General features: G+C 75.1%; 17 protein-coding genes. 8 read left to right on the top strand and 9 right to left on the bottom strand.

The genetic code is table 11. The annotated features are described in order from the left end of the window. Nucleotides 1–8 precede the first annotated feature (8 nt). The 4 genes from ACFVGO_RS00985 to ACFVGO_RS00970 form a co-directional block, all read right to left on the bottom strand. Nucleotides 9–728 (bottom strand): DUF2470 domain-containing protein, encoded by a 720-nt coding sequence (locus ACFVGO_RS00985; protein WP_359907802.1) that lies wholly within the window; start codon nt 726–728, stop codon nt 9–11. A 128-nt stretch (nt 729–856) separates the two neighbouring features. Further along, a complete protein-coding gene (locus ACFVGO_RS00980) occupies nt 857–1,285 on the bottom strand; it encodes a RidA family protein (RefSeq protein ID WP_359907799.1) in 429 nt (142 codons plus the stop codon). A gap of 34 nt (nt 1,286–1,319) precedes the next feature. Then, nucleotides 1,320–2,069: an IclR family transcriptional regulator gene (locus ACFVGO_RS00975; protein ID WP_359907796.1), complete on the bottom strand. Its 750-nt coding sequence runs from the start codon at nt 2,067–2,069 to the stop codon at nt 1,320–1,322. 31 nt (nt 2,070–2,100) lie between these two features. Next, nucleotides 2,101–3,240 carry a sugar kinase gene (locus tag ACFVGO_RS00970; protein WP_380630485.1) on the bottom strand — a complete coding sequence of 380 codons (1,140 nt, stop codon included), beginning with the start codon at nt 3,238–3,240 and terminating at the stop codon, nt 2,101–2,103. Between the two features lie 230 nt (nt 3,241–3,470). Between ACFVGO_RS00970 and ACFVGO_RS00965 the strand changes: the two genes are divergently transcribed. The 5 genes from ACFVGO_RS00965 (at nt 3,471) to ACFVGO_RS00945 (ending at nt 10,283) form a co-directional block, all read left to right on the top strand. After that, nucleotides 3,471–4,772 carry an amino acid deaminase gene (locus ACFVGO_RS00965; protein WP_359907790.1) on the top strand — a complete coding sequence of 434 codons (1,302 nt, stop codon included), beginning with the start codon at nt 3,471–3,473 and terminating at the stop codon, nt 4,770–4,772. Then, nucleotides 4,772–6,418: a D-aminoacylase gene (locus tag ACFVGO_RS00960; protein ID WP_359907788.1), complete on the top strand. Its 1,647-nt coding sequence runs from the start codon at nt 4,772–4,774 to the stop codon at nt 6,416–6,418. Before ACFVGO_RS00965 ends, ACFVGO_RS00960 begins: the two co-directional genes overlap by 1 nt. Further along, nucleotides 6,415–7,140, top strand: coding sequence for a bifunctional 4-hydroxy-2-oxoglutarate aldolase/2-dehydro-3-deoxy-phosphogluconate aldolase (locus ACFVGO_RS00955; RefSeq protein WP_380630484.1), 726 nt, complete (start codon nt 6,415–6,417; stop codon nt 7,138–7,140). The genes ACFVGO_RS00960 and ACFVGO_RS00955 overlap by 4 nt, the downstream gene beginning before the upstream one ends. A gap of 252 nt (nt 7,141–7,392) precedes the next feature. Beyond that, a complete protein-coding gene (locus tag ACFVGO_RS00950; protein WP_380630482.1) occupies nt 7,393–8,997 on the top strand; it encodes an alpha-amylase family glycosyl hydrolase in 1,605 nt (534 codons plus the stop codon). 224 nt (nt 8,998–9,221) lie between these two features. Then, on the top strand, nt 9,222–10,283 hold the full coding sequence (locus ACFVGO_RS00945) for a hypothetical protein (protein ID WP_359907779.1): 1,062 nt from the start codon (nt 9,222–9,224) through the stop codon (nt 10,281–10,283). Nucleotides 10,284–10,442: 159 nt separating this feature from the next. Here the strand turns inward: ACFVGO_RS00945 and ACFVGO_RS00940 are convergent, their stop codons facing one another. Genes ACFVGO_RS00940 through ACFVGO_RS00930 form a run of 3 tightly spaced genes read right to left on the bottom strand, consistent with a single transcriptional unit; the run spans nt 10,443 to nt 14,415 of the window. Next, nucleotides 10,443–11,603: an acyl-CoA dehydrogenase family protein gene (locus ACFVGO_RS00940; RefSeq protein WP_359907862.1), complete on the bottom strand. Its 1,161-nt coding sequence runs from the start codon at nt 11,601–11,603 to the stop codon at nt 10,443–10,445. A 26-nt stretch (nt 11,604–11,629) separates the two neighbouring features. Beyond that, a complete protein-coding gene (locus tag ACFVGO_RS00935; RefSeq protein ID WP_380352348.1) occupies nt 11,630–12,895 on the bottom strand; it encodes a CaiB/BaiF CoA transferase family protein in 1,266 nt (421 codons plus the stop codon). Next, nucleotides 12,892–14,415, bottom strand: a complete 1,524-nt coding sequence (locus tag ACFVGO_RS00930) for an amino acid permease (RefSeq protein WP_359907773.1) — start codon at nt 14,413–14,415, stop codon at nt 12,892–12,894. Before ACFVGO_RS00930 ends, ACFVGO_RS00935 begins: the two co-directional genes overlap by 4 nt. 255 nt (nt 14,416–14,670) lie before the next feature. On the opposite strand from ACFVGO_RS00930, the gene ACFVGO_RS00925 reads away from it, so the two are divergent. Both ACFVGO_RS00925 and ACFVGO_RS00920 read left to right on the top strand, forming a co-directional pair. Continuing rightward, on the top strand, nt 14,671–15,423 hold the full coding sequence (locus ACFVGO_RS00925; protein ID WP_359907770.1) for an FCD domain-containing protein: 753 nt from the start codon (nt 14,671–14,673) through the stop codon (nt 15,421–15,423). Nucleotides 15,424–15,474: 51 nt separating this feature from the next. Then, nucleotides 15,475–16,311, top strand: a complete 837-nt coding sequence (locus ACFVGO_RS00920) for a cache domain-containing protein (RefSeq protein WP_380630481.1) — start codon at nt 15,475–15,477, stop codon at nt 16,309–16,311. A 40-nt stretch (nt 16,312–16,351) separates the two neighbouring features. On the opposite strand, the gene ACFVGO_RS00915 is transcribed toward ACFVGO_RS00920, so the two are convergent. Both ACFVGO_RS00915 and ACFVGO_RS00910 read right to left on the bottom strand, forming a co-directional pair. Next, nucleotides 16,352–17,086, bottom strand: coding sequence for a (2Fe-2S)-binding protein (locus ACFVGO_RS00915; protein WP_380630480.1), 735 nt, complete (start codon nt 17,084–17,086; stop codon nt 16,352–16,354). Between the two features lie 216 nt (nt 17,087–17,302). Continuing rightward, nucleotides 17,303–17,884 carry a hypothetical protein gene (locus tag ACFVGO_RS00910; RefSeq protein WP_380630479.1) on the bottom strand — a complete coding sequence of 194 codons (582 nt, stop codon included), beginning with the start codon at nt 17,882–17,884 and terminating at the stop codon, nt 17,303–17,305. A 266-nt stretch (nt 17,885–18,150) separates the two neighbouring features. Here ACFVGO_RS00910 and ACFVGO_RS00905 point away from each other — a divergent pair, with 266 nt between their 5' ends. Continuing rightward, complete coding sequence (locus ACFVGO_RS00905; RefSeq protein ID WP_380630478.1) at nt 18,151–19,431, top strand: sensor histidine kinase; 1,281 nt, start codon at nt 18,151–18,153, stop codon at nt 19,429–19,431. The last annotated feature ends 41 nt before the right edge of the window (nt 19,432–19,472 follow it).

Below are 19,472 nucleotides of genomic sequence, written 5' to 3'. Positions count from 1 at the left end.
CGCCGGGTTCAGCGCCGGTGGACCGGCAGGCCGTACTGGGCGGCGGCCAGCAGCGCGTGCATCCGGTGGCCGAAGTCCTCGGTGTCCCGGGCCGGTTCGGGGAAGACCAGGCGGACGTCGCGGTGGCCGTGCGGGTGGTCCAGGCGCAGCACCAGGCCGTGGCGGTCCAGGGCGAGCGGGCGGACCTCGGGGTCGTGGGTGAGCACGGCCGGGTCGAGCAGCCGGGTCAGGACGTCGAGCGCCTCGGCGTGGTCGTCGGCGAAGTGGGTGAGCAGCGCGGCCTCGTGCCGGGCCAGCGGGTCGGGGCCGGCGAGCGCGAGGTCGGCGGCGGTGATCGCGCCGGTGCCGTACGGGGTGGCGAGGACGGCGTGGGCGACGTCCACCCGCAGGTGCACGCCGAGGCCGTCGTCGGCGAGGTGGGCCAGGTGGAGCCGGCCGGCCAGGGTGAGGCGGGCGCGGACCCGGTCGCGGACGGCGACGGGGGCGATGTCGGTGACGTCGAGGACGACGGCGAGACCGTCGGCGGCGCCGATGGCGGCCGTGGTGAGCGGGTCGTCCAGGGCGGTGCGCAGGCGCAGCCGGGAGCCGTGCACTGAGACCGGGGTGTTCAGGTGGTGGTGCTCGCCGAGGGCGCGGACGGTGAGCGAGGAGGTCGTGCTGAGCAGGCTGTGGATCCGTTCGGCGGTGGTGGGCTCGGGGACCTCGGTGTCGCCGGTGGGCAGGCTCATGGACGGACCTCCAGTTAGTTAGGTGAGCCTAACCTAATGTGCGGGTGGAGGCGTGGCAAGCAGGCCGCCGGACGGGCGAGGGGCCCGGACGCGACTGCGGCGTCCGGGCCCCTCGGTGCGGCGGTGCGTCAGCCGACGACGGCCTGGGCGTCGATCTCGACCAGCATCGGCTCCTGCGGCAGCTCGACGAAGACGGTGGTGCGGCACGGCTTCACGCCGCCGGGCTTGATGTTCTCGTCGATGAACTCGGCGTAGACCTCGTTCATCAGCGGGAAGTCGGCGCGCTTGGTCAGGTAGACGCGGAACATCACCACGTCCTCGACGGTGGCGCCGCCGGCCTCGACGATGGCCTTGACGTTCTCCAGGGTGCGGCGGGTCTGCGCCTTCACGTCGCCGTGGTGCAGGTACTCGCCGGTGGCCGGGTCCTGCGGGCCCTGGCCGGAGACCTGGAGGATCGGACCCTTGCGGACGCCCTGGGAGAACATCCAGGCGGGAGCGGGGGCGCCGTCGGTGCGGATCTCGGTCTTCTCGCCGTTCCGGAGGTGCTCGGAGGTCATGGGATTCGGATTCCTTAACTGTGTCGACGGTTCGTCAGTTGTGGTCGGGGCGGCCGCAGTCGGCCGAGACGGCGCGGGTGGTGGCGAGCAGCTGCGGGAGCAGGTCCAGCACCTGCTCGTACGGCAGGACGACGTCCGGGACGGAGATCGAGGCGGCGGCCACCACCCGGCCGCTGGCGTCCCGGACGGGTGCGGCCACGCAGTTGATGAAGGCCTCGTGCTCGGCGTGGTCCTGCGCCCAGCCCTGGGCGGCGACCTTCTCCAGCTCGGCGAGCAGGGCCTCGGGGGTGGTCAGGGTGCGCGCGGTGTGCGGGGTGAAGTCGATCCCGGCCACCACCCGGCGCCGCTCGGGCAGCGGCAGGTCGGCGAGCAGCACCTTGGAGACGGCGGCGCTGTGCAGGGCGGCGCGCAGGCCGATCCGGGAGTACATCCGCACCGGGTGGCGGGAGTCGAACTTGTCGATGTAGACCACCTCGCCGCCCTCGTAGGCGGCCAGGTGCACGGTCTGGCCGGTGGCGGCGTTCAGCTCGGCCAGGTGCGGGGCGGCGATCCGGCGCACGCCGCGCTGCTCCAGGGCCAGGCCGGAGAGTGCGAAGAGGCCGGCGCCCAGGTGGTAGCGGTAGCTCGCGTCGCGATAGACGAATCGTTCCTCTTCGAGGCTCTGGAGCAGTCGGAGGACGGTCGTCTTGTGGACGCCGAGCACCTCGGCGAGCTGGTCGAGGGAACGCTCGCCCTCGCCGAGCTCGGCGAGGATGCGCAGGGCGCGGGTGACGGTCTGACTCATCGTGCTCCGCTTCGAGGGCCGGGGTTCCCGCTCATTGTGCCCGGGCCCGGTCGGCGGCCGGCGGCGGTCCGGCGGACGGTGTGCGGTCGGCGGGGCGCGCGCCGTCGGCGGGCAGGGCCGGGCCGGTGATGCCCTCCGCGGTGACCCGGGTGGCGGCCCACTGGGCGGGCGAGGCGTCGAGCAGCGCGGCCACCACGGCGGCGTCCGGCAGTTCGGCCTGGTCGCCGTGGGCGGTCAGCGCGCAGGCGGCGCTCAGGTGGCCGAGCCGCAGCCGGCGCCGCTGGTCCAGGCCCCGGACGGTGCCGGCCAGGTAGCCGGCCGCGAAGGCGTCGCCCGCGCCGGTCGCCTCGACCACCTCGACCGCGAGGGCCGGCTCGGTGACCGCCGTGCCGTCCCGTTCCAGGGCGGTCACCTGGCGGGCGGCGTCCTTGACCACGAGGGTGGCCGGGGCGGGGAAGCGGCGGCGCAGGGCGGCCGGGTCGCCGGTGCCGAAGGCGGCGGCGGCCTCGTCGGCGCCGAGCAGCAGCAGGTCGGCGGCGTCCAGTAGCGGCGGCAGCACGGCCGGGTCGCGCTCGCGCCAGAGCGAGGGGCGCCAGTTGAGGTCGAAGCTGACCAGGCGGTGCGGCCGGCGGTCGGCGAGCAGGGCGCGCAGCAGGGCGAGGCAGTCGTCTGAGAGCGCGGCCGTGATCCCGGACAGGTGCAGCAGCCGGGCGCCGGTCAGCAGGGCGGCGGCGGCCGGCTCGGCGAGCAGGTCGGGGGAGAGCGCGGCGGCCGCGGAGCCGCGCCGGTGGTAGTGCAGCCGGCTGCGGCCGGGCCCGAGGTCGTGGCGGTCGCCGGTGCTTCCGCCGACCTCCTTGAGGTAGAGGCCGGTCGGGCGGTGCGGGTCGACCGCGACCGCCGAGACGTCCACGCCGCGGGCGGCCACCTCGGCGAGCAGCCGGCGGCCGAAGCCGTCGTCGCCGACCCGGCTGATCCAGGCGGTCGGCACGCCGTGGGCGGCCAGTGCGCCCGCCACGTTGGACTCCGCTCCGCCGACCGAGAGCCGGAAGCTCTCCACCGACTCCAGCGGGCCCGGGCGGTCCGGCAGCAGGACGGCCATCGACTCGCCCACGCACACGGCCGTCGGGGGAGGGCCGGGGCGGGTCGGGCCCTGGGTGTCCTGTCGCGGCATGTGCGGGGCTCCTCGTCTGCGGCCGTTCCGTCGAGAGCGGGCCCACCGGGCCGACTCCGCTGCGTGTGAGCGTGTGAGTGCCGCGTCGTCCGAGAGCGCTCACGTGAGCCGACCCCGTTGACCGGGAGTCGGGTCCGTTGACCTTGATCCGGCGCCGATGCTAGAACCGTGTTGCCAGCATGTGCAACCCTCGTTGCGCATGTTGCAACCTGTGCGGATGGAGGAACACGGTGGAGCAGACCTTCGCAAGCAGTGTCACCGGACCGGGCATCGCCCGTGGCGCGGTGGCCGCCCTGGCCGACGAGCCGCTCGACTGGCGGTTCAAAGCCGCTCCACCGCAGTCGTGGGGCCGCAGCACCCGGGAATGGCTCGCCACCGGCCCCACCCTCTCCTCGCTCGGCACCCCGATGCTCACCCTCGACGGCGCCGCCGTCGACCACAACGTCCGCACCATGGCCGACTGGTGCGCCAAGGCGGGCGTCGCGCTCGCCCCGCACGGCAAGACCACCATGGCGCCCGCCCTCTGGCAGGCGCAGCTCGACGCCGGCAGCCACGGCATCACCCTCGCCAACCTGCCCCAGGTGCGGGTCGCCCGGGCCTTCGGGGTGCAGCGCATCCTGCTCGCCAACACCCTGCTCGACCCGGCCGGCCTCGCCTGGCTCGCCGACGAACTCGCCGCCGACCCGGACTTCGCCTTCCTGTCCTGGGTCGACTCCACCGAGAGCGTCCGGCTGATGGACGAGGCGCTGCGCGCCGCCGGCGCCGAGCGGCCGGTCGAGGTGCTGGTCGAGCTCGGCGGCCCCGGCGGACGCACCGGCGCCCGCGGCGCGGACGCCGCCGTCGAGGTCGCCGCCGCCGTGCTGCGCGCCCCCACCCTGCGCCTGGCGGGCGTCGGCGGGTACGAGGGCGCGATCGCGCACGACGCCTCGGCCGAGGGGCTGGCCGCCGTCCGCCGCTACCTGCGGGAGCTGGGCGACCTGCACGGCCGGCTGGCGAGCGCCTACCCGGACGGCACCCGGCCGGTGGTCTCGGCCGGCGGCAGCGCCTACTTCGACCTGGTGGTCGAGGAACTGGCGGACCTGCCGGAGGCGTTCACGGTGCTGCGCTCGGGCGCGTACATCGCCCACGACGACGGCTTCTACCGCGGCATCTCGCCGCTCGCCCGGGACGGTGGGCGGACGCCGTTCCGCGGCGCGCTGCACGGCTGGGCCCGGGTGGTGTCCCGGCCCGAGCCGCAGCTCGCGCTGCTGGACGCCGGCAAGCGCGACCTGCCCTTCGACGAGGGCCTGCCCGAGCCGCAACGGGTGCGCGGCGGAGTGGAGTTGACCGGAACGGCGGCGCGGATCACCGCGCTCAACGACCAGCACGCCTTCCTGCGCGACGCGGGCGACCTCGCGCCGATCGGCGCGGTGCTGCGGCTGGGCGTCTCGCACCCGTGCACGGCCTTCGACAAGTGGACGGCGATCCCGGTGCTGGACTCCGCGGACGCGGCCGAGCCGAAGGTCACCGGCCTGGTCAGGACGTTCTTCTGATGCCCGGGGAGAGAACGTCCGCCACGGGTGGGCGGGACGGCGGCGGCGCGACCGTCTTCCGGGGCGCCACCGTGGTGGACGGCACCGGCGCGGAGCGCTACCGGGCCGACGTCCGGATCGCCGACGGTCTGATCACCGAGATCGGCGAGGGCCTCGACGCGCCCGACCGGGTGGACGCCGACGGCCTGGTGCTGGCCCCCGGCTTCATCGACATGCACGCCCACTCCGACCTCGCCCTGCTGCTCGAACCCGAGCACCCGGCCAAGGTCACCCAGGGCGTCACCTGCGAGGTCCTCGGCCAGGACGGCCTGTCCTACGCCCCGGTGGACGACGTCACGCTGCCCGCGCTGCGCCGCCAGACAGCGGGCTGGAACGGCGATCCGGACGGCTTCGACTGGGACTGGCGGGACGTCGCCGGCTACCTGGACCGGATCGACCGCACCGGAACGGCCGTCAACGCCTGCTACCTCGTCCCGCACGGAACGCTGCGGATGCTCGCCATGGGCTGGGCCGACCGTCCGCCCACCCCGGGCGAACTCGACCGGATGCGGCAGGTGCTGGCGAAGAGCCTGCTGGACGGCGCGGTCGGCATGTCCAGCGGCCTCAGCTACACCCCCGGAATGTACGCCGACACCGCCGAGCTGATCGAGCTGTGCACCGTCGTCGCGGCCTACGGCGGCTTCCACGCCCCGCACCAACGCTCCTACGGCGCCGGGGCGTTGGAGGGCTACGCGGAGATGGTGGAGATCGCCCGGCGGAGCGGCTGCGCGCTGCACCTGACCCACGCCACGATGAACTTCGGGGTCAACCGTGGCCGGGCCGGCGAACTTCTGGAGCTTCTCGACCGGGCGCTCGCCGACGGCGTCGACCTCACCCTGGACAGCTACCCCTACCTGCCCGGATCCACCACCCTGGCCGCCCTGCTGCCGAGTTGGGCCACCGAGGGCGGCCCGGCCGCGACGCTGGCGCGGCTCGCCGACCCCGCGCAGTGCGCGAGGATCCGGTACGAGGTGGAGGAGAAGGGCAGCGACGGCTGCCACGGCGTGGTCACCGACTGGACGACGATCCAGATCTCCGGCGTCCGCTCGGCCGCGCTCGACGGCGCGGTCGGCCGCACCGTCGCCGAACTGGCCGAGGAGGAGGAACGGACCGGCACCGAGGTGTTCCTGGACCTGCTGCGCCGGGACGAACTGTCCACCACGATCCTCCAGCACGTCGGGCACGAGGAGAACGTCCGGGCCATCATGCGCCACCCCGCGCACACCGTCGGCAGCGACGGGCTGCTGGTCGGGGCCCGGCCGCACCCGCGGGCCTGGGGCACCTTTCCCCGCTACCTCGGCCACTACAGCCGGGAGTTGGGCGTGCTGACGCTGGAGGAGACGATCGCCCGGATGACCGGCCGCCCGGCCGCCCGGCTGGGGCTGGACCGGCGCGGCCGGATCGCCCCCGGCCACCACGCCGACCTGGTGCTCCTCGACCCCGGGAAGGTCCGGGACGCCGCCACCTTCGAGAGCCCCCGGCTGCCCGCCGAGGGCATCGAGTACGTGTACGTCAACGGCACCGCCGTCGTCCGGCAGGGTCGCACCACCGGCGCCCGGCCCGGGCGCGCCCTGCGCCGCACCGATCGAGGAACCCTGGCCATATGACCGAGCTCTCCGCCCCGACCGATCTCCCGGCCCCGGCCGGTCCGTCCGCGGCTGGTCCGTCCGCGACCGGTCTCTCCGTGACCGGTTCCGCCGCCGCTACCGGCTGCTCCTTCCTGCGCGACGACCCGGTGATCGCGGTGGTCCGCGCACCCCGGATCCCGGACGCCGCCGCGCTCTGCGCCGCCCTCGCCGAGGGAGGCATCAACCTCACCGAATTCACCTGCACCACAACGAATGTGACGGAGCATCTGCTGAAGGCCTCGAAGGCCGGCTGGCGGGTCGGCCTCGGGACGGTGCTGACCGCGGAGCAGGCCCGGCGGGGGGTCGGGGCGGGGGCGGCCTTCCTGGTCACCCCCGGCTGCCGGCCCGAGGTCGCCGAGGCGGCGGCCGCCGCCGGGGTGCCGGTGGTGCTCGGGGCGCTCACCCCGACCGAGGTCGCGCACGCGGTGGACCTCGGCGCCGCCGCCGTCAAGATCTTCCCGGCCCGGGCCTTCGGCCCCGGCTACTTCAAGGACCTGCGCGGCCCCTACCCCGACGTGCCGCTGGTGGCCTCCGGCGGGGTGAACGCGGGCAACGCCGCCGAGTTCCTGGCGCACGGCGCGCTCGCGGTCTGCGCGGGGACGGACGTGGTCCCGCCGGACGTGGTCGCGGCGGGGGACTGGGCGGAGATCACCCGGCGGGCCCGGGCGTTCACGGCGGCCTGCGCGGCGTCGGCCTCGTAGGGGGCGCCGTCGCCGCGGGTCCCGTGAAGAAGGCAGTGCGGGTCCCGTGAAGAAGGCGGCGATGGTCCCGTGAAGAAGGCGGCGCGGGTGCGGGCCCCGTGAAGAAGGCGGTGGCGGGGCGAGGCGGGCTGTCGGGACGGCCGGGATTGGACGAGAATCGGGGGCACCCGGCTCGGCCCCGGCCGATCCCGTCCCGGCTCAGCCCCGCCCGGCCAGCCCCGGGCCCCCGGACCCCGGCAGGAGGAACCACCCATGACCTCGACCCGCCCCGGCCCCGACTGGCTCGCCGACGCCGTGCTGTACCAGATCTACCCGCAGAGCTTCGCCGACTCCGACGGCGACGGCATCGGCGACTTCGCCGGCATCGCCGGGCACCTGGACCACCTCGCCTGGCTCGGCATCGACACCGTCTGGCTCAACCCCTGCTTCGCCTCGCCGTTCCGCGACGCCGGGTACGACGTCACCGACTACCTCGCCCCCGCCCCGCGCTACGGCGGCACCGATGACCTGGTGGCCCTGGTCGAGGCCGCCCGCCGCAGGGGAATCCGGGTCCTGCTGGACCTGGTGGCCGGGCACACCTCCGACCGCCACCCCTGGTTCCTGGCCTCCGCCGAGGACCCGTCCGACCACCGCTACATCTGGTCCGACCGCCCGGTGGACGGCTTCGTGGCCTCGCCCGGCAGCCGCCCCGGCTGGTACCGGCCGAACTTCTTCGACTGTCAGCCGGCGCTCAACTTCGGGTACGCGCGCAGCAGTTCGGAGGAGCCCTGGCGGCAGGCGGTGGACGCGGACGGCCCGCGCGCCAACCGGGCGGCGCTGCGCGCGATCATGGCGCACTGGCTCGGCCTCGGGGTGTCCGGCTTCCGGGTGGACATGGCGTACTCGCTGGTCAAGGACGACCCGGGCAAGGCGGAGACCGCCAAGCTCTGGACCGAGCTGCGCGACTGGCTGGACCGCGGCCACCCCGAGGCCGCCCTGCTCGCCGAGTGGGGCGACCCGGCCGCCGCCGTCGCGGCGGGCTTCCACGCGGACTTCTTCCTGCACTTCGGCGGGGAGGACCACGGCCTGCCGCTGCGCTCGCTCTGGAACAACAACGGCGGGACGGTCGAGGAGTTCTGGCACCAGGAGGCCTGCTACTTCGAGGCCGAGGGCCGCGGCACCCCGCAGCCCTTCCTGGACGCCTGGCGCTCGGCGGCCGAACTCACCGAGGGCGGCGGGCACATCGTGCTGCCCACCGCCAACCACGACTTCTCCCGCCTGGCCACCGGCCCGCGCGGCGCGGAGCAACTCGCCCCGGCCTTCGCCTTCCTGCTCACCTGGCCCACCCTCCCGGCCGTCTACTACGGCGACGAGATCGGAATGCGCTACCTGCCGGGCCTGCCCGACACCGAGGGCAGCGTGCTCGGCCCGCGGTTCAACCGGGCCGGCTCGCGCACCCCGATGCAGTGGACGCCCGGCCCGACCGCGGGCTTCTCCAGCGCCCCGCCCGAGCGGCTGTACCTGCCGGTGGATCCGGACCCGCACCGCCCGGACGTGCTCTCCCAGCGCGCCGACCCGACCTCGCTGCTGCACACCGTGCGGCGGCTGATCGCACTGCGCCGGGCGCACCCGGGGCTGGGCGCGGCCGGCGGGCTGGAGGTCCGCCACGCCGGCTACCCGCTGGTGTACACCCGGGCCGGGCGGTACCTGGTGGCGGTCAACCCGGGCCGGGAGCCGGCATCCGTACGGCTGCCGGGCCTGCCGGAGGGTGACCGGTGGGCGCCGGGTGTCCGGCCGCTGGAGGTGCAGGGCGTGCGGCTGGTGGACGGGGAGCTGCGGGCGGACGGGTTCTCGTACGGGGTGTTCGAGCTGGGCTGACGGTCGCCCCGGGCAGGGCCTGGCCGCCGGTCGGTCGCTGTCCGGTCGCCGGTCGGTCGCTGGCCGGTCGGCGGTCGGTCGGTGTCCGGTCGGTGGCCAGGCTTCCGAATGATGTCGGATAGTTGTAAGCTACATCGATAGATGGTTGCATTTACCACCTGCATTGGTTGCATTTCCCACCTTCTCGTCACCGAGAGACACCACCGGAGGACGGTACGAACGCCATGAGCACACCCCGGAACCCCGCCGCAGCGCCCACCCTGGGGCACTCGCTCAAGCACCTGGCCACCCACCTGATCACCCCGCTGCTGATGTGCCTGGGCATGGCGCTCGCCTACCAGGGCGCCTTCCACCAGCCCGAGCCGCACCACCTCAAGGTGGCCGTGGTCGGCACCACGCCGCAGGCGCAGGGCCTGGCGCAGGCGATCCAGGGCAAGGCCGGGGACGCGCTCGACGTCCGCACCGTGGACGACCGGGCCGCCGCCGAGCAGCAGCTGCGCGACCGGGACCTGGTGGGCGCCTTCGTCCCGGACGCCAAGAGCCCCGAACTGATCGTCGCCAAGGGCAACTCGGACACCTCCGTGGTGGCCGCCACCGCGGTGTTCACCAACGTCACCGACAGGCAGGGCGTGCCGCTGCACGTGACCGACCTGACCACCCCGGCCAAGGGCGACCCGACCGGACAGGGCCTGTTCTTCCTGCTGGTCGCGCTGAGCATCGGCTCCTACGCCAGCGTCGCGGCGATCGGCGCGGCCGGCGCGGGGCTGAGCGTGAAGATCCGGGCACTGGTCGGAGTGGCCGTCTCGCTGGTGGTCAGCGTGATCGGGATCGTCACCGCGGGGCCGGTCTTCCACGTGGTCGACCACGACTACGCGGCGATCTGGGCGCTCGGCTGGCTCTACTCGGCGGGCATCGTACTGATCGGCATCGGCCTGCACAGCTTCCTGAAGAAGTGGACCACGCTGGCCCTGATGGTGCTGTTCGTGATGCTGAACTTCACCTCCTCCGGCGGCATCTACCGGCCCGAACTGCAGAACGGGTTCTTCGGTGGCCTGCACGGCTTCTGGACGGGCGCGGGCTTCCTGGAGGGCGCGCGCAGCATCATGTACTTCGACGGCGGCGCGGGCCTCGGCGGGCACGTCGTGACCCTGCTGGTCTGGCTGCTGCTCGGCGGGGCCGCCCTGGTGGCCGCGGCCATGTACGAAGGGCGTGGGCGCCGTCCGGCGGAGGCGCCGCAGGAGGCCGAGGAGGCCGAGGAGGAGATGGAGGAGACGGTCGCGGTCTGACCGGACTCCCCGGAGAGGCTCCACCCGGCGCCACGGGCATCGGCAGCGGGTGGGAACGGGGCGGCCCGCGCCCGGCTCTGGACAAGCCGGACGCGGGCCTCGGCGCGTCCCGGGGAGGTGAGCGCGCCCGGGGCGTGCCGAGGGCGTGTCGGACACGCCCTACCGGTAGGCCGCCTGCCCGGTGAGCGCCTGGCCGACCACCAGCGTGTGGATCTCGCCGGTGCCCTCGTAGGTCAGCACCGACTCCAGGTTGTTGGCGTGCCGGATCGGCGAGTACTCCAGCGAGATGCCGTTGGCCCCGAGGACCGTGCGGCACTCGCGGGCGATCTTCAGCGCCTCCCGCACGTTGTTGAGCTTGCCGACGCTGACCTGCTCGGGCCGCAGCCGCCCGCCGTCCTTGAGCCGGCCGAGGTGGACCGCCAGCAGCGCGGAGTTGCCGAGCGCGAGCGCCATGTCGGCGAACTTGCGCTGGGTCAGCTGGAAACCGCTGATCGGCCGGTCGAACTGGACCCGCGAGTCCGCGTACCGCAGCGCCGCCTGGAGCGAGTCTCGGCCCGCGCCGACCGCGCCGAACAGGATGCCGAACCGCGCCTCGTTCAGGCAGGACAGCGGGCCGCGCAGCCCCTTCGCGCCCGGCAGTCGGGCCTCGGCGGGCAGCCGGACGCCGTCCAGGTGCAGCTCGGAGGTGACCGAGGCGCGCAGCGACAGCTTCCGCCCGATGTCGCGGGTGGTGAAGCCGGGCGTGCCGCGCGGCACCAGGAAGCCGCGCACGCCGTCCTCGGTGTTCGCCCAGACGGTGGCGACGTCCGCGATGCCGCCGTTGGTGATCCACGTCTTGGTGCCGTCGAGGATCCAGTCCGAGCCGTCGCGCACCGCGCGGGTGCGCATTCCGGCCGGGTTGCTGCCGAAGTCCGGCTCGGTGAGGCCGAAGCAGCCGATCGCGGTGCCGGCGGCGAGCCCGGGCAGCCACTCCTGCTTCTGCTCCTCCGAGCCCCACCGGTGGATCGAGTGCATCGAGAGCGAGCCCTGGACCGAGACGAAGCTGCGCAAGCCCGAGTCGGCGGCCTCCAGTTCGAGGCAGGCCAGGCCGTAGGAGACGGCGTTGGTGCCGGCGCAGCCGTAGCCCTCCAGGTGCATCCCGAGCAGGCCCAACGCGCCGAGTTCGGGGGCGAGTTCGCGGGCGAAGTGGGCGTTGTCGAACCACTCCGGCAGGTGCGGGCGGACCCGGTCGGCGAGGAACCGGGAGACGGTGGCCTGGATCTCGCGCTCCTCCTCGGTGAGGAGGGTGGCGAAGTCGATCAGGTCGAGCGGGTCGGACATGGCGGTGCCGGTGCCGTGCGGGGTGCTCATGGGCGGTCCTCGAAGTCCTGGTCGTGCGGGGGAGGGTTGTGCGGCGGCCGGTCGTGCGGAGGCTGCTCGTGCGAAGGCTGCTCGTGGGGAGACCCGCCGTGCGGCGGCCGGTCGTGCGGGGTGTCCAGCCAGGCGGTGAGTTCGGCGGTGTGCTCGCCGAGCCGGGGCGGGGGCAGCTGGTAGCGGGGCGGGGTGCGGGAGAGGCCGATCGGGTTGGCGACCAGGTCCAGCGGGCGGCCGTCCGGGCCGGGCAGCGGCGCCCGGGGCCGCAGGCCGAGCGAGTCGGCGAGGTCGAAGGCCTCGGCCAGGTCGTTGACCGGGCCGCAGGGCACGCCGAGCGGGGTGAGCACCGCGAACCACTCGGCGGCGGTGCGGCGTTCGAGCCGGGCGGTGAGCTCGCGGGCCAGCGCGGTGACGTGCGCGACCCGGTCGGAGTTGGTGGCGAAGCGGGGGTCGTCGGCCAGCTCGGGGGCGCCCACGCCCCGGCAGAGCGCGGCGAACTGCCGGTCGTTGCCGACCGCGACGACCAGCGGGCGGTCGGCGGCGGTGAACACCTCGTAGGGGGCGATGGACGGGTGGCGGTTGCCGAGGATGCCCGGCACCGCGCCGGCCAGGGTGTAGCCGGCGGACTGGTTGACCAGGCCGGAGAGCAGCGTGGAGAGCAGGTTCAGCTCCACCAGCTGGCCCCGGCCGGTGGTCTCGCGCTCGCGCAGTGCGGCCAGCACGCCGACCGCCGCGTGCAGCCCGGTCAGCACGTCCACCAGTGCGACGCCGGTCTTCACCGGTTCGCCGGGGGCCGGGCCGGTCACCGACATCAGGCCGCCGACGGCCTGCACCAGCAGGTCGTAGCCGGGCAGTTCGGCGCCCTTGCCGGGGCCGAAGCCGGTGATCGAGCAGTAGACGAGCCGCGGGTTGAGGGCCTGGGCGCGGTCCGGGCCGAGGCCGTGGCGGGCCATCGTGCCGGGGCGGAAGTTCTCCACCAGCACGTCGGCGCGGCGGACGAGTTCGACGGCGCGGGCATGGTCGGCCGGTTCGCGCAGGTCGAGGGTGAGGGAGCGCTTGTTGCGGTTGACGGAGAGGAAGTAGGTGGCCTCGCCCTGGGCGTGCGGAGGGCCCCAGGCGCGGGTGTCGTCGCCGGTGCCGGGCCGTTCGACCTTGATCACGTCGGCGCCGAGGTCGGCCAGCAGCATGGTCAGGTAGGGCGCGGCGAGCACCCGGCCGAAGTCGGCGACCAGGACGCCGTCCAGCGGGAGCCCGGTCATGCCCGCCCCCGGGCCGGTTCGGCGGAGGCGGCCCCGGGCGCGGCCGTCGCGTCGCCCGAGGGGGCGTCGCCGCGCAGGTGCGGGCGGGCCAGCAGGAGGTAGAGGCCGCCGGCCGCGAGCACGACCACCGCCGAGAGCAGCACGAGGTAGTTGTCGTACCAGGCGGCGTCCGGGGTGCGGCCCCAGCAGATGTTGACGATCGCGGCGACGCCGTAGACCAGCGCGCCGATGTTCACCGCCAGGCCCCAGCGGCCGAGCCGGAAGTCCCCGCTCGGGCGCCAGCCGCGCAGCCGGGCCCGCAGGGCGGCCAGCACCACCATCTGGAAGGCCAGGTAGATGCCGATGCTGGAGAAGGAGATGATCTTCGTGAGGGCGCCCTCGGAGAGCGCCGAGGCACCCACGATGATCACACCGGGCAGCGCCGCGGCGAGCAGCAGCGCGTACGGCGGCACCCGCAGCCGGTCCGAGACGGTGGCCAGCAGCCGGCTGCCCACGATCATCCGGTCCCGGGCGAAGGAGTAGGCGAGCCGGCTCGCCGCCGCCTGGAGGCTGAGCACGCAGGACAGGAAGGAGATCAGCACCACGCCGATCACCACCCGGGCGCCGACCGCGCCGAAGGCGTCGTGCAGCACCTTGGCCACCGGATCCTTGTCGTCGCCGGAGACCACCGCGCCGATGTCCTGGATCGACATCACCAGGGCCAGGCTGATCCCGATCGCCGCAGCGCCGCCCACGTAGATGGTGCGCCGCATCGACTTGGGGATCTGTCGACCCGGGTCCGGCACCTCCTCGGCGACGTCGCCGCAGGCCTCGAAGCCGAAGAACAGGAAGACCGCGATCAGCCCGGCGGCCAGGAAGGCGTCGGCGTAGTCGCCGTCGCCGCCCGCGCCGAAGCGGTCGAGGACCACGCCGAGGCCGTGGTAGCGGTGTGTCAGCAGCAGCCAGGCGCCGACCGCCAGGGCGCCGAGCAACTCGGCGGCGAAGCCGAACACGGCTGCCGCCGACAGCACCCGGGTGCCGCCGAGGTTGATCACGGTGGCGAGCGCCAGCAGGCCCAGTGCGCACCAGACGGTCGTCGCGGTGCTCGGCTCGACGCCCAGCAGGGCGGCCACGTACGGGCCGGCGCCGTAGGAGACGGCCGCGATGGTGGACATCAGCGCCAGCAGGTAGGTCCAGCCGGTCAGCCAGCCCCAGGTGCGGCCCCAGAGCCGGCGCGCCCACGGGTACACCCCGCCGGCCACCGGGAACTGGGCGACCACCTCGCTGAACACCAGGGCCACCAGCAGCTGGCCGAGGCCCGCGATCAGGAAGCTCCAGACCATCGGCGGCCCGGCGGTCCGAAGTGAGGTGGCGAAGAGTGTGTACACGCCAACGACGGGGGAGAGATAGGTGAAGCCGAGCGAGAAGTTCGCCCAGAGGCTCATGTCGCGCTTGAACTCGGAGGTGTAGCCGAGGGCGGCCAGCCGTTCGGCGTCCGGGTCGGGGGAGTGGACGGTGGCACGTGCACTGGCATCGGTCATGACCTGCTCCTGGGAACGTGTCGTGATGCGTGGGGGAGCACTGCGGGGTGCGGCTCGGGCCGAGGTTGCGGGAAAACATACGAGATTGAGTTTCTACGGGCAAGAGTGCGCATCGGACCTGGAGGTACCCTGCGGGAAACATCCGGTCGGGCGGCGATCGGGCGGCGATCGGGCAGCGATCGGACAGTGATCGGGCCGGCGGTCCGGCGGCGATCCGGCGAGGATCCGGCGACGGCGATCGGGGAGGGGAACGGCGTGACGACCATCGGCAGTGCGACCCCGCTGCTCAGTGCCGTCCTCGCGCCGCTCGCCGACCTCGGCCGCGCCGACGCGGTGGCCCGCCGGATCACCGAGGCGATCGCCCTCGGACTGGTCGCCGACGGGGACCAGCTGCCCAGCGAGAACGACCTGGCCGACCAGCTCGGCGTCGCCAACGGCACCGTTCGCGAGGCCCTCGCCCTGCTCCGCGAGGCCGGACTGATCGAGACCCGGCGCGGCCGCAACGGCGGCAGCTTCGTCCGCACCCCCGCCGAGGGCTCCGAACACCTCCAGCTCGCCCGGCTGCGCGACCTCGCCACCGTCGACCTGCGCGACCTCGGTGACGAGGAGCTGGCCGTCTTCGGCACCGCCGCCCGGCTCGCCGCCGAGCGCGCCCCGGCCGACCTCGGCCCCCGGCTCACCCGACTGGTGCACGACCTGCGCGACGCCGCCGGGCCCGCCGAGCAGCGCCGCGCCGACGCCCGCTTCCACATCGAACTCGCCGTCGCCGCCCAGTCGGTGCGGCTCACCCAGCTCGCCGTCCGGCTCCAGGCCGAACTGGGCCCGCTGCTCTGGCTGCCCGCCCCGCACGGGCCGGACCAGGAGCGCTTCGCCGAGCAGCACCGGGAGATCCTGGTCGCCGTGCTGGCCGGCGACGCGGCCGGCGCCCGGGCCGCCGCCGAGACGCACGCCGTGGCCTGCGTGCACCATCTGGTCCGGCGGCACCTGGAGTTGGCGGACGACGGCTGAGCCGGGGCCGCGCCACCGTTCCCGGATCCCTCCCTCGCCGCCGGAGCCGTCATGACCAGCGCGTTCAGCACCACCCTGCCCGTGGCCCGATCCGCCGGTGCGCCGGTTGCCGGTGAGTCCGCCGCCGGCGGGCCCGACCTGGGCGAGCCCGCCGCCGGTGACCCTGCCGCCGGTGACGCTGCCGCCGTCGAGCGGTGCGCCCGGCAGATCGCCGCCGCCGTCGACGCGGTGCTCGCCGAACTGGACGGCCTGCGGGCGGCCGCGGCGGGCTGCTGGGCCCGGGCGGCCGCCGAGGGGCGCCGGCCCGCCGCGGCCGAACTCGCCGTGGTGCACGGAGTGGTGAGCGAGCTGCTGGCGCGGCCCGGCTCGCGCTGGTTCGGCTGCGGAACGGTCGTGGCACCCGGCGCGCTTGCCGACGCCGACCTGCACGTGGAGTGGTGGTACCGCGGTGCGCGCGGGGCGGGGGAGCGGCGGTTGCGGCTCGCGCTCGACCCGGCGGACGCCGAGTTCTACGACTACCGGGTGCTGCCCTGGTTCGCCCGGCCCCGGGACGAGGGGCGGGCGGCGGTGGCCGGGCCGCAGGTCGACCTGCTCTGTGCCGACCGGTACGTGCTGTGCTGCGCCCGGCCGGTGGTCGTCCCGAGTGCTGGCTTCGTCGGGGTGGTGGCCGGGGACGTCCCGCTGGCCGCGCTGGAGCGGCTGCTGGTGCCCCCGCTGCGGGCGCTGTCCGGCGACGCGGCGCTGCTCGACGGCGAGGGCAGGGTGCTGGCCGCCACCACCCCGGCCCTGCCGGTGGGTTCGCTGGCACGAGGACTGCTCGCGGACCCGGCGGCCGGGCGGGCCGGGGTGCCGTCGGCGGCGGTGGACTGGGCGGTGGTGCGCGGCTGACGGCGGCCGAAGATCTGTATGACCTTCATTTGTGAAGGTATTACTCGTTCCGCTTCCCGCGGCCGGGCGGCGTGCTGAAGCAGCAGTCCCCGCAGAGCCCGGCACCCGGACCCACCCGGTAGTAGAGGCAGCAGCTGTTCCGCCGGAACGCCGTGCCACCCGGCCCGGCGCGCAGGACGCCCGACCCGGCCAGCGGCGGACGGTCCAGCAACTCCGCGGCCAACGCCCGTGCGGCGTCCGGCGCGTGGGCGTCCAGCACCCGCAGCGTCCCGGCCAGTGCGGAGGTGGCGTTGCCGAGCAGCAGACGGTGGGAGAGCGGGGCGGCGGCCCGGACGGCCTCCGCCAGCGGTGTCAACTGTCCCAGCAGGACGGCCTCGTGGAGCTGGTCGGCGAGCGAGCCGGCGGCCGGACGGGCGGGCTCCGGCGGTGCCCACAGGTCGAGCGGGCCCTGGTCCGGGATCCGCACCCAGGCGTGCTCCAAGGTCGGGACCGTCCCCAGCAGGACCGCCGAGCCCAGCCCCACCGACCAGAAACGGGCGGCCAGCCCCAGGTGCAGGATCGAGGCGGCGACCCGGGGCTCCCCGGTGCCGAGCCGCTGCGCCACCACCCGCAGCCGCGCCGCCAACGGCGCGTCCGGTCCGGTGCCGTACAGCTCGGCCAGCGGCCGGAAGCCCTCCGGCGGCCGGTCGGCCGGCGAGGTGTCCAGCGCGAAGTACGGCCCGACGGCGGCCAGCCGGGCGTAGTCGGGCGAATGCCGGTCGGGCGCGGGGTTCAACGGCCCTCCCCTGTCAGGTCGTTGAACCCCGCGCCCGCCGGTGGCGGAGCGGTCGGACGGTCGAGGGACAATGGGGGCCTCCAGGTCTGCGGGCGCTCGGGTGGCGGTGCGCAGCCCCCGGTCGTCGCCCGGGTGGCCTGGTCGGTCCGGGTGGCCTGGTCGGTCCGGTCGGTCCGGGAGGCCCTGACCGGTCCTGTCGGCCCGGTCGGCCGGGTGTCAGCTGCGCACGGAGAAGTCACCACTGGTCGTGCGGATGAACGGTACCGTGCCCTGGCAGTCCGACACCGGCTGGCCGAGCGCGCCCCAGACCCAGCCCATCCGGTCCCCGCGCCGCCCGTCGTCCTCCACCGAGAGCGAGACCTTCTGGCCGATCAGCTCCAGGCCCGGGAACCACGGCGCCTCGCCCTTGGTGACCACCCCGGTGGCGATCGCCTCCCGGCCGCCGACGGCCAGACAGGTGATGTCGCCCTCGAAGTCGGCGACCAGCCAGCCGTCGGTGTGCACGTGACGGACGTGGAAGTGGCCCGTGGTGCCGCGCGGATCGGTGTTGGTGGTCGCACGGGCGTCCACCGAGATCCGCACCGGGTCGCCCTCGAAGCCCTGGAACCCGGCGCTGAGGACGGTGTTGCCGGTGCCGCGCACACCGACCGGCCCGAAGTCGCCTGCTGGGGCGGCCGGTTCCGGGGCGGTGACCGGTGCGGCGGGGGCCGGCTCCGCGACGGCGGCCGGTGCGGCGGTGGCGGCGGTCGCGGCCAGCAGGAGCAGCGAGAGTGCGGCGGTGGCGAGGCGGCGGTTCATGGCGGTTCGGGTCTCCTTCGGCGCGGGTGTTCCCGGGTGGCTGTTCCCGTGCGGGCGTCCGGCGTGGCCGTCCGGTTCGGGTGTCGCTTGCGGGCGTCCGGTTCGGGTGTCCGGTGCGGGCGTCCTCTGCGGGTGTTCCGATGCGACCGATCATGCTCCCGCCCGGTCGCGCAGACCTCCCGCTGCGGAGGGGAGTTGACGGCGCACCGCTCCCTCCTGAGGAGGACCGTGCCTCCCCCGGGAGAGCTGCCCGTAGGCTCGGCCGGGTGCCCACCGACTCTCCCTTCGCTCACCCCGATCCCGCGCGGCCGCGACCGGCCCGGATCCGTCGGCCGCTCGCCGCCGTCTCCGCGTTCGCCCTGCTGGCGCCCGTGCTGCTGGCGCGACCGGACGCCCGGGGAGCGGCCGCGCTGCTCGCCCTGACGGCGGTGCTCGCCGCGGTGGCGGCACTGCTGCCCTGGCCCGCCGGTCGGATCACGCTCGGTGCGGCCGCCGGAGCGGTGGCCGGGGCCTCGCTGCTGGTCGACGCGGTCTACCCGGGGCCGTACCGGCTGCCCGCGTTCTGGCTGCCGTTCGAGTGGCTCGCCCTGCTCGGACTGCTCTTCCGGGCCGTTCGGCGGCTGCCCGACCGGTCGGCCGGTCCGGTCGGCGGGCTGGTGGGACTGGCGGCGGTGCTGCTGCCGCTGCGGTTCGCCCTGCGGACGCCGCAGGGCGGTGCGGCCGGGCCGGTGGTCGGGGTGCTGCTCTCGCTGCTGCCACTGCTCGGTGTCGCGGCGGCGGCCCTCTACCTGCGCGTCCTGGACGCCCGCCGGGAGCGGGCGGTGGCCCGGGCCCGGCGCCAACAGCGGCTGGAGGTGGCCCGGGGACTGCACGACTTCGTCGCCCACGAGATCACCGGCATCGTGCTGGAGGCCCAGGCCGGCCAACTCCCGGGCCAGGAGCCGGAGGAGACGACCGCACTGCTGCGCCGCCTGGAGGAGGCCGGGCTGCGGGCACTGGACTCGATGGACGAGATGGTCGGCGCCCTGCGCGAGCCGAGCGGCCGGGAGGGCCGGGAGGCCCGGGACGGCAAGGGTGGCAAGGACCTCGAGGGCGACCGCTCCGACGGGTCGGACCGGGCGGGCGGAGCGACCACGCGTCGGCTGGGCCTGGCCGACCTCCCCGAGCTCGTCGCCCGCTTCGGCACCACCGGCGCCCTGCGCGCCACCGTCGAGCTGGCGCCCGGCACCGCGGGCCGGCTCTCCGCCGAGGCCGAGGCGACCGCGTACGCCGTGGTCCTGGAGGCGCTGACCAATCTCCGCCGGCACGCCCCGCAGGCCACCGAGGTCACCGTCCGGGTGGCCCCCGGTGAGCGCGGCGCCGTCGAGCTGACCGTCGCCGACGACGGTGGCCCCGCCCGCAAGCCGCTGCTGCGCCGCCGCCCGGGCGCCGGTGGCACCGGCCTGGCCGGCCTCACCGCCCGGGCCGCCGCCCACGGCGGCTCGCTGACCGCCGGCCCGGGCACGCCCGCGGGCTGGCGGGTCGGCTGCTCCCTGCCGGGGCGCTGAGGCGCGCCCCGGGGGGGTGGGGAGAAGAGGGGGGGGGGGCG

Source organism: Kitasatospora sp. NPDC057738 (assembly GCF_042798815.1).
Classification (GTDB): domain Bacteria; phylum Actinomycetota; class Actinomycetes; order Streptomycetales; family Streptomycetaceae; genus Kitasatospora; species Kitasatospora lactacystinica.
This window is presented reverse-complemented; position numbering and strand designations above follow the sequence as displayed.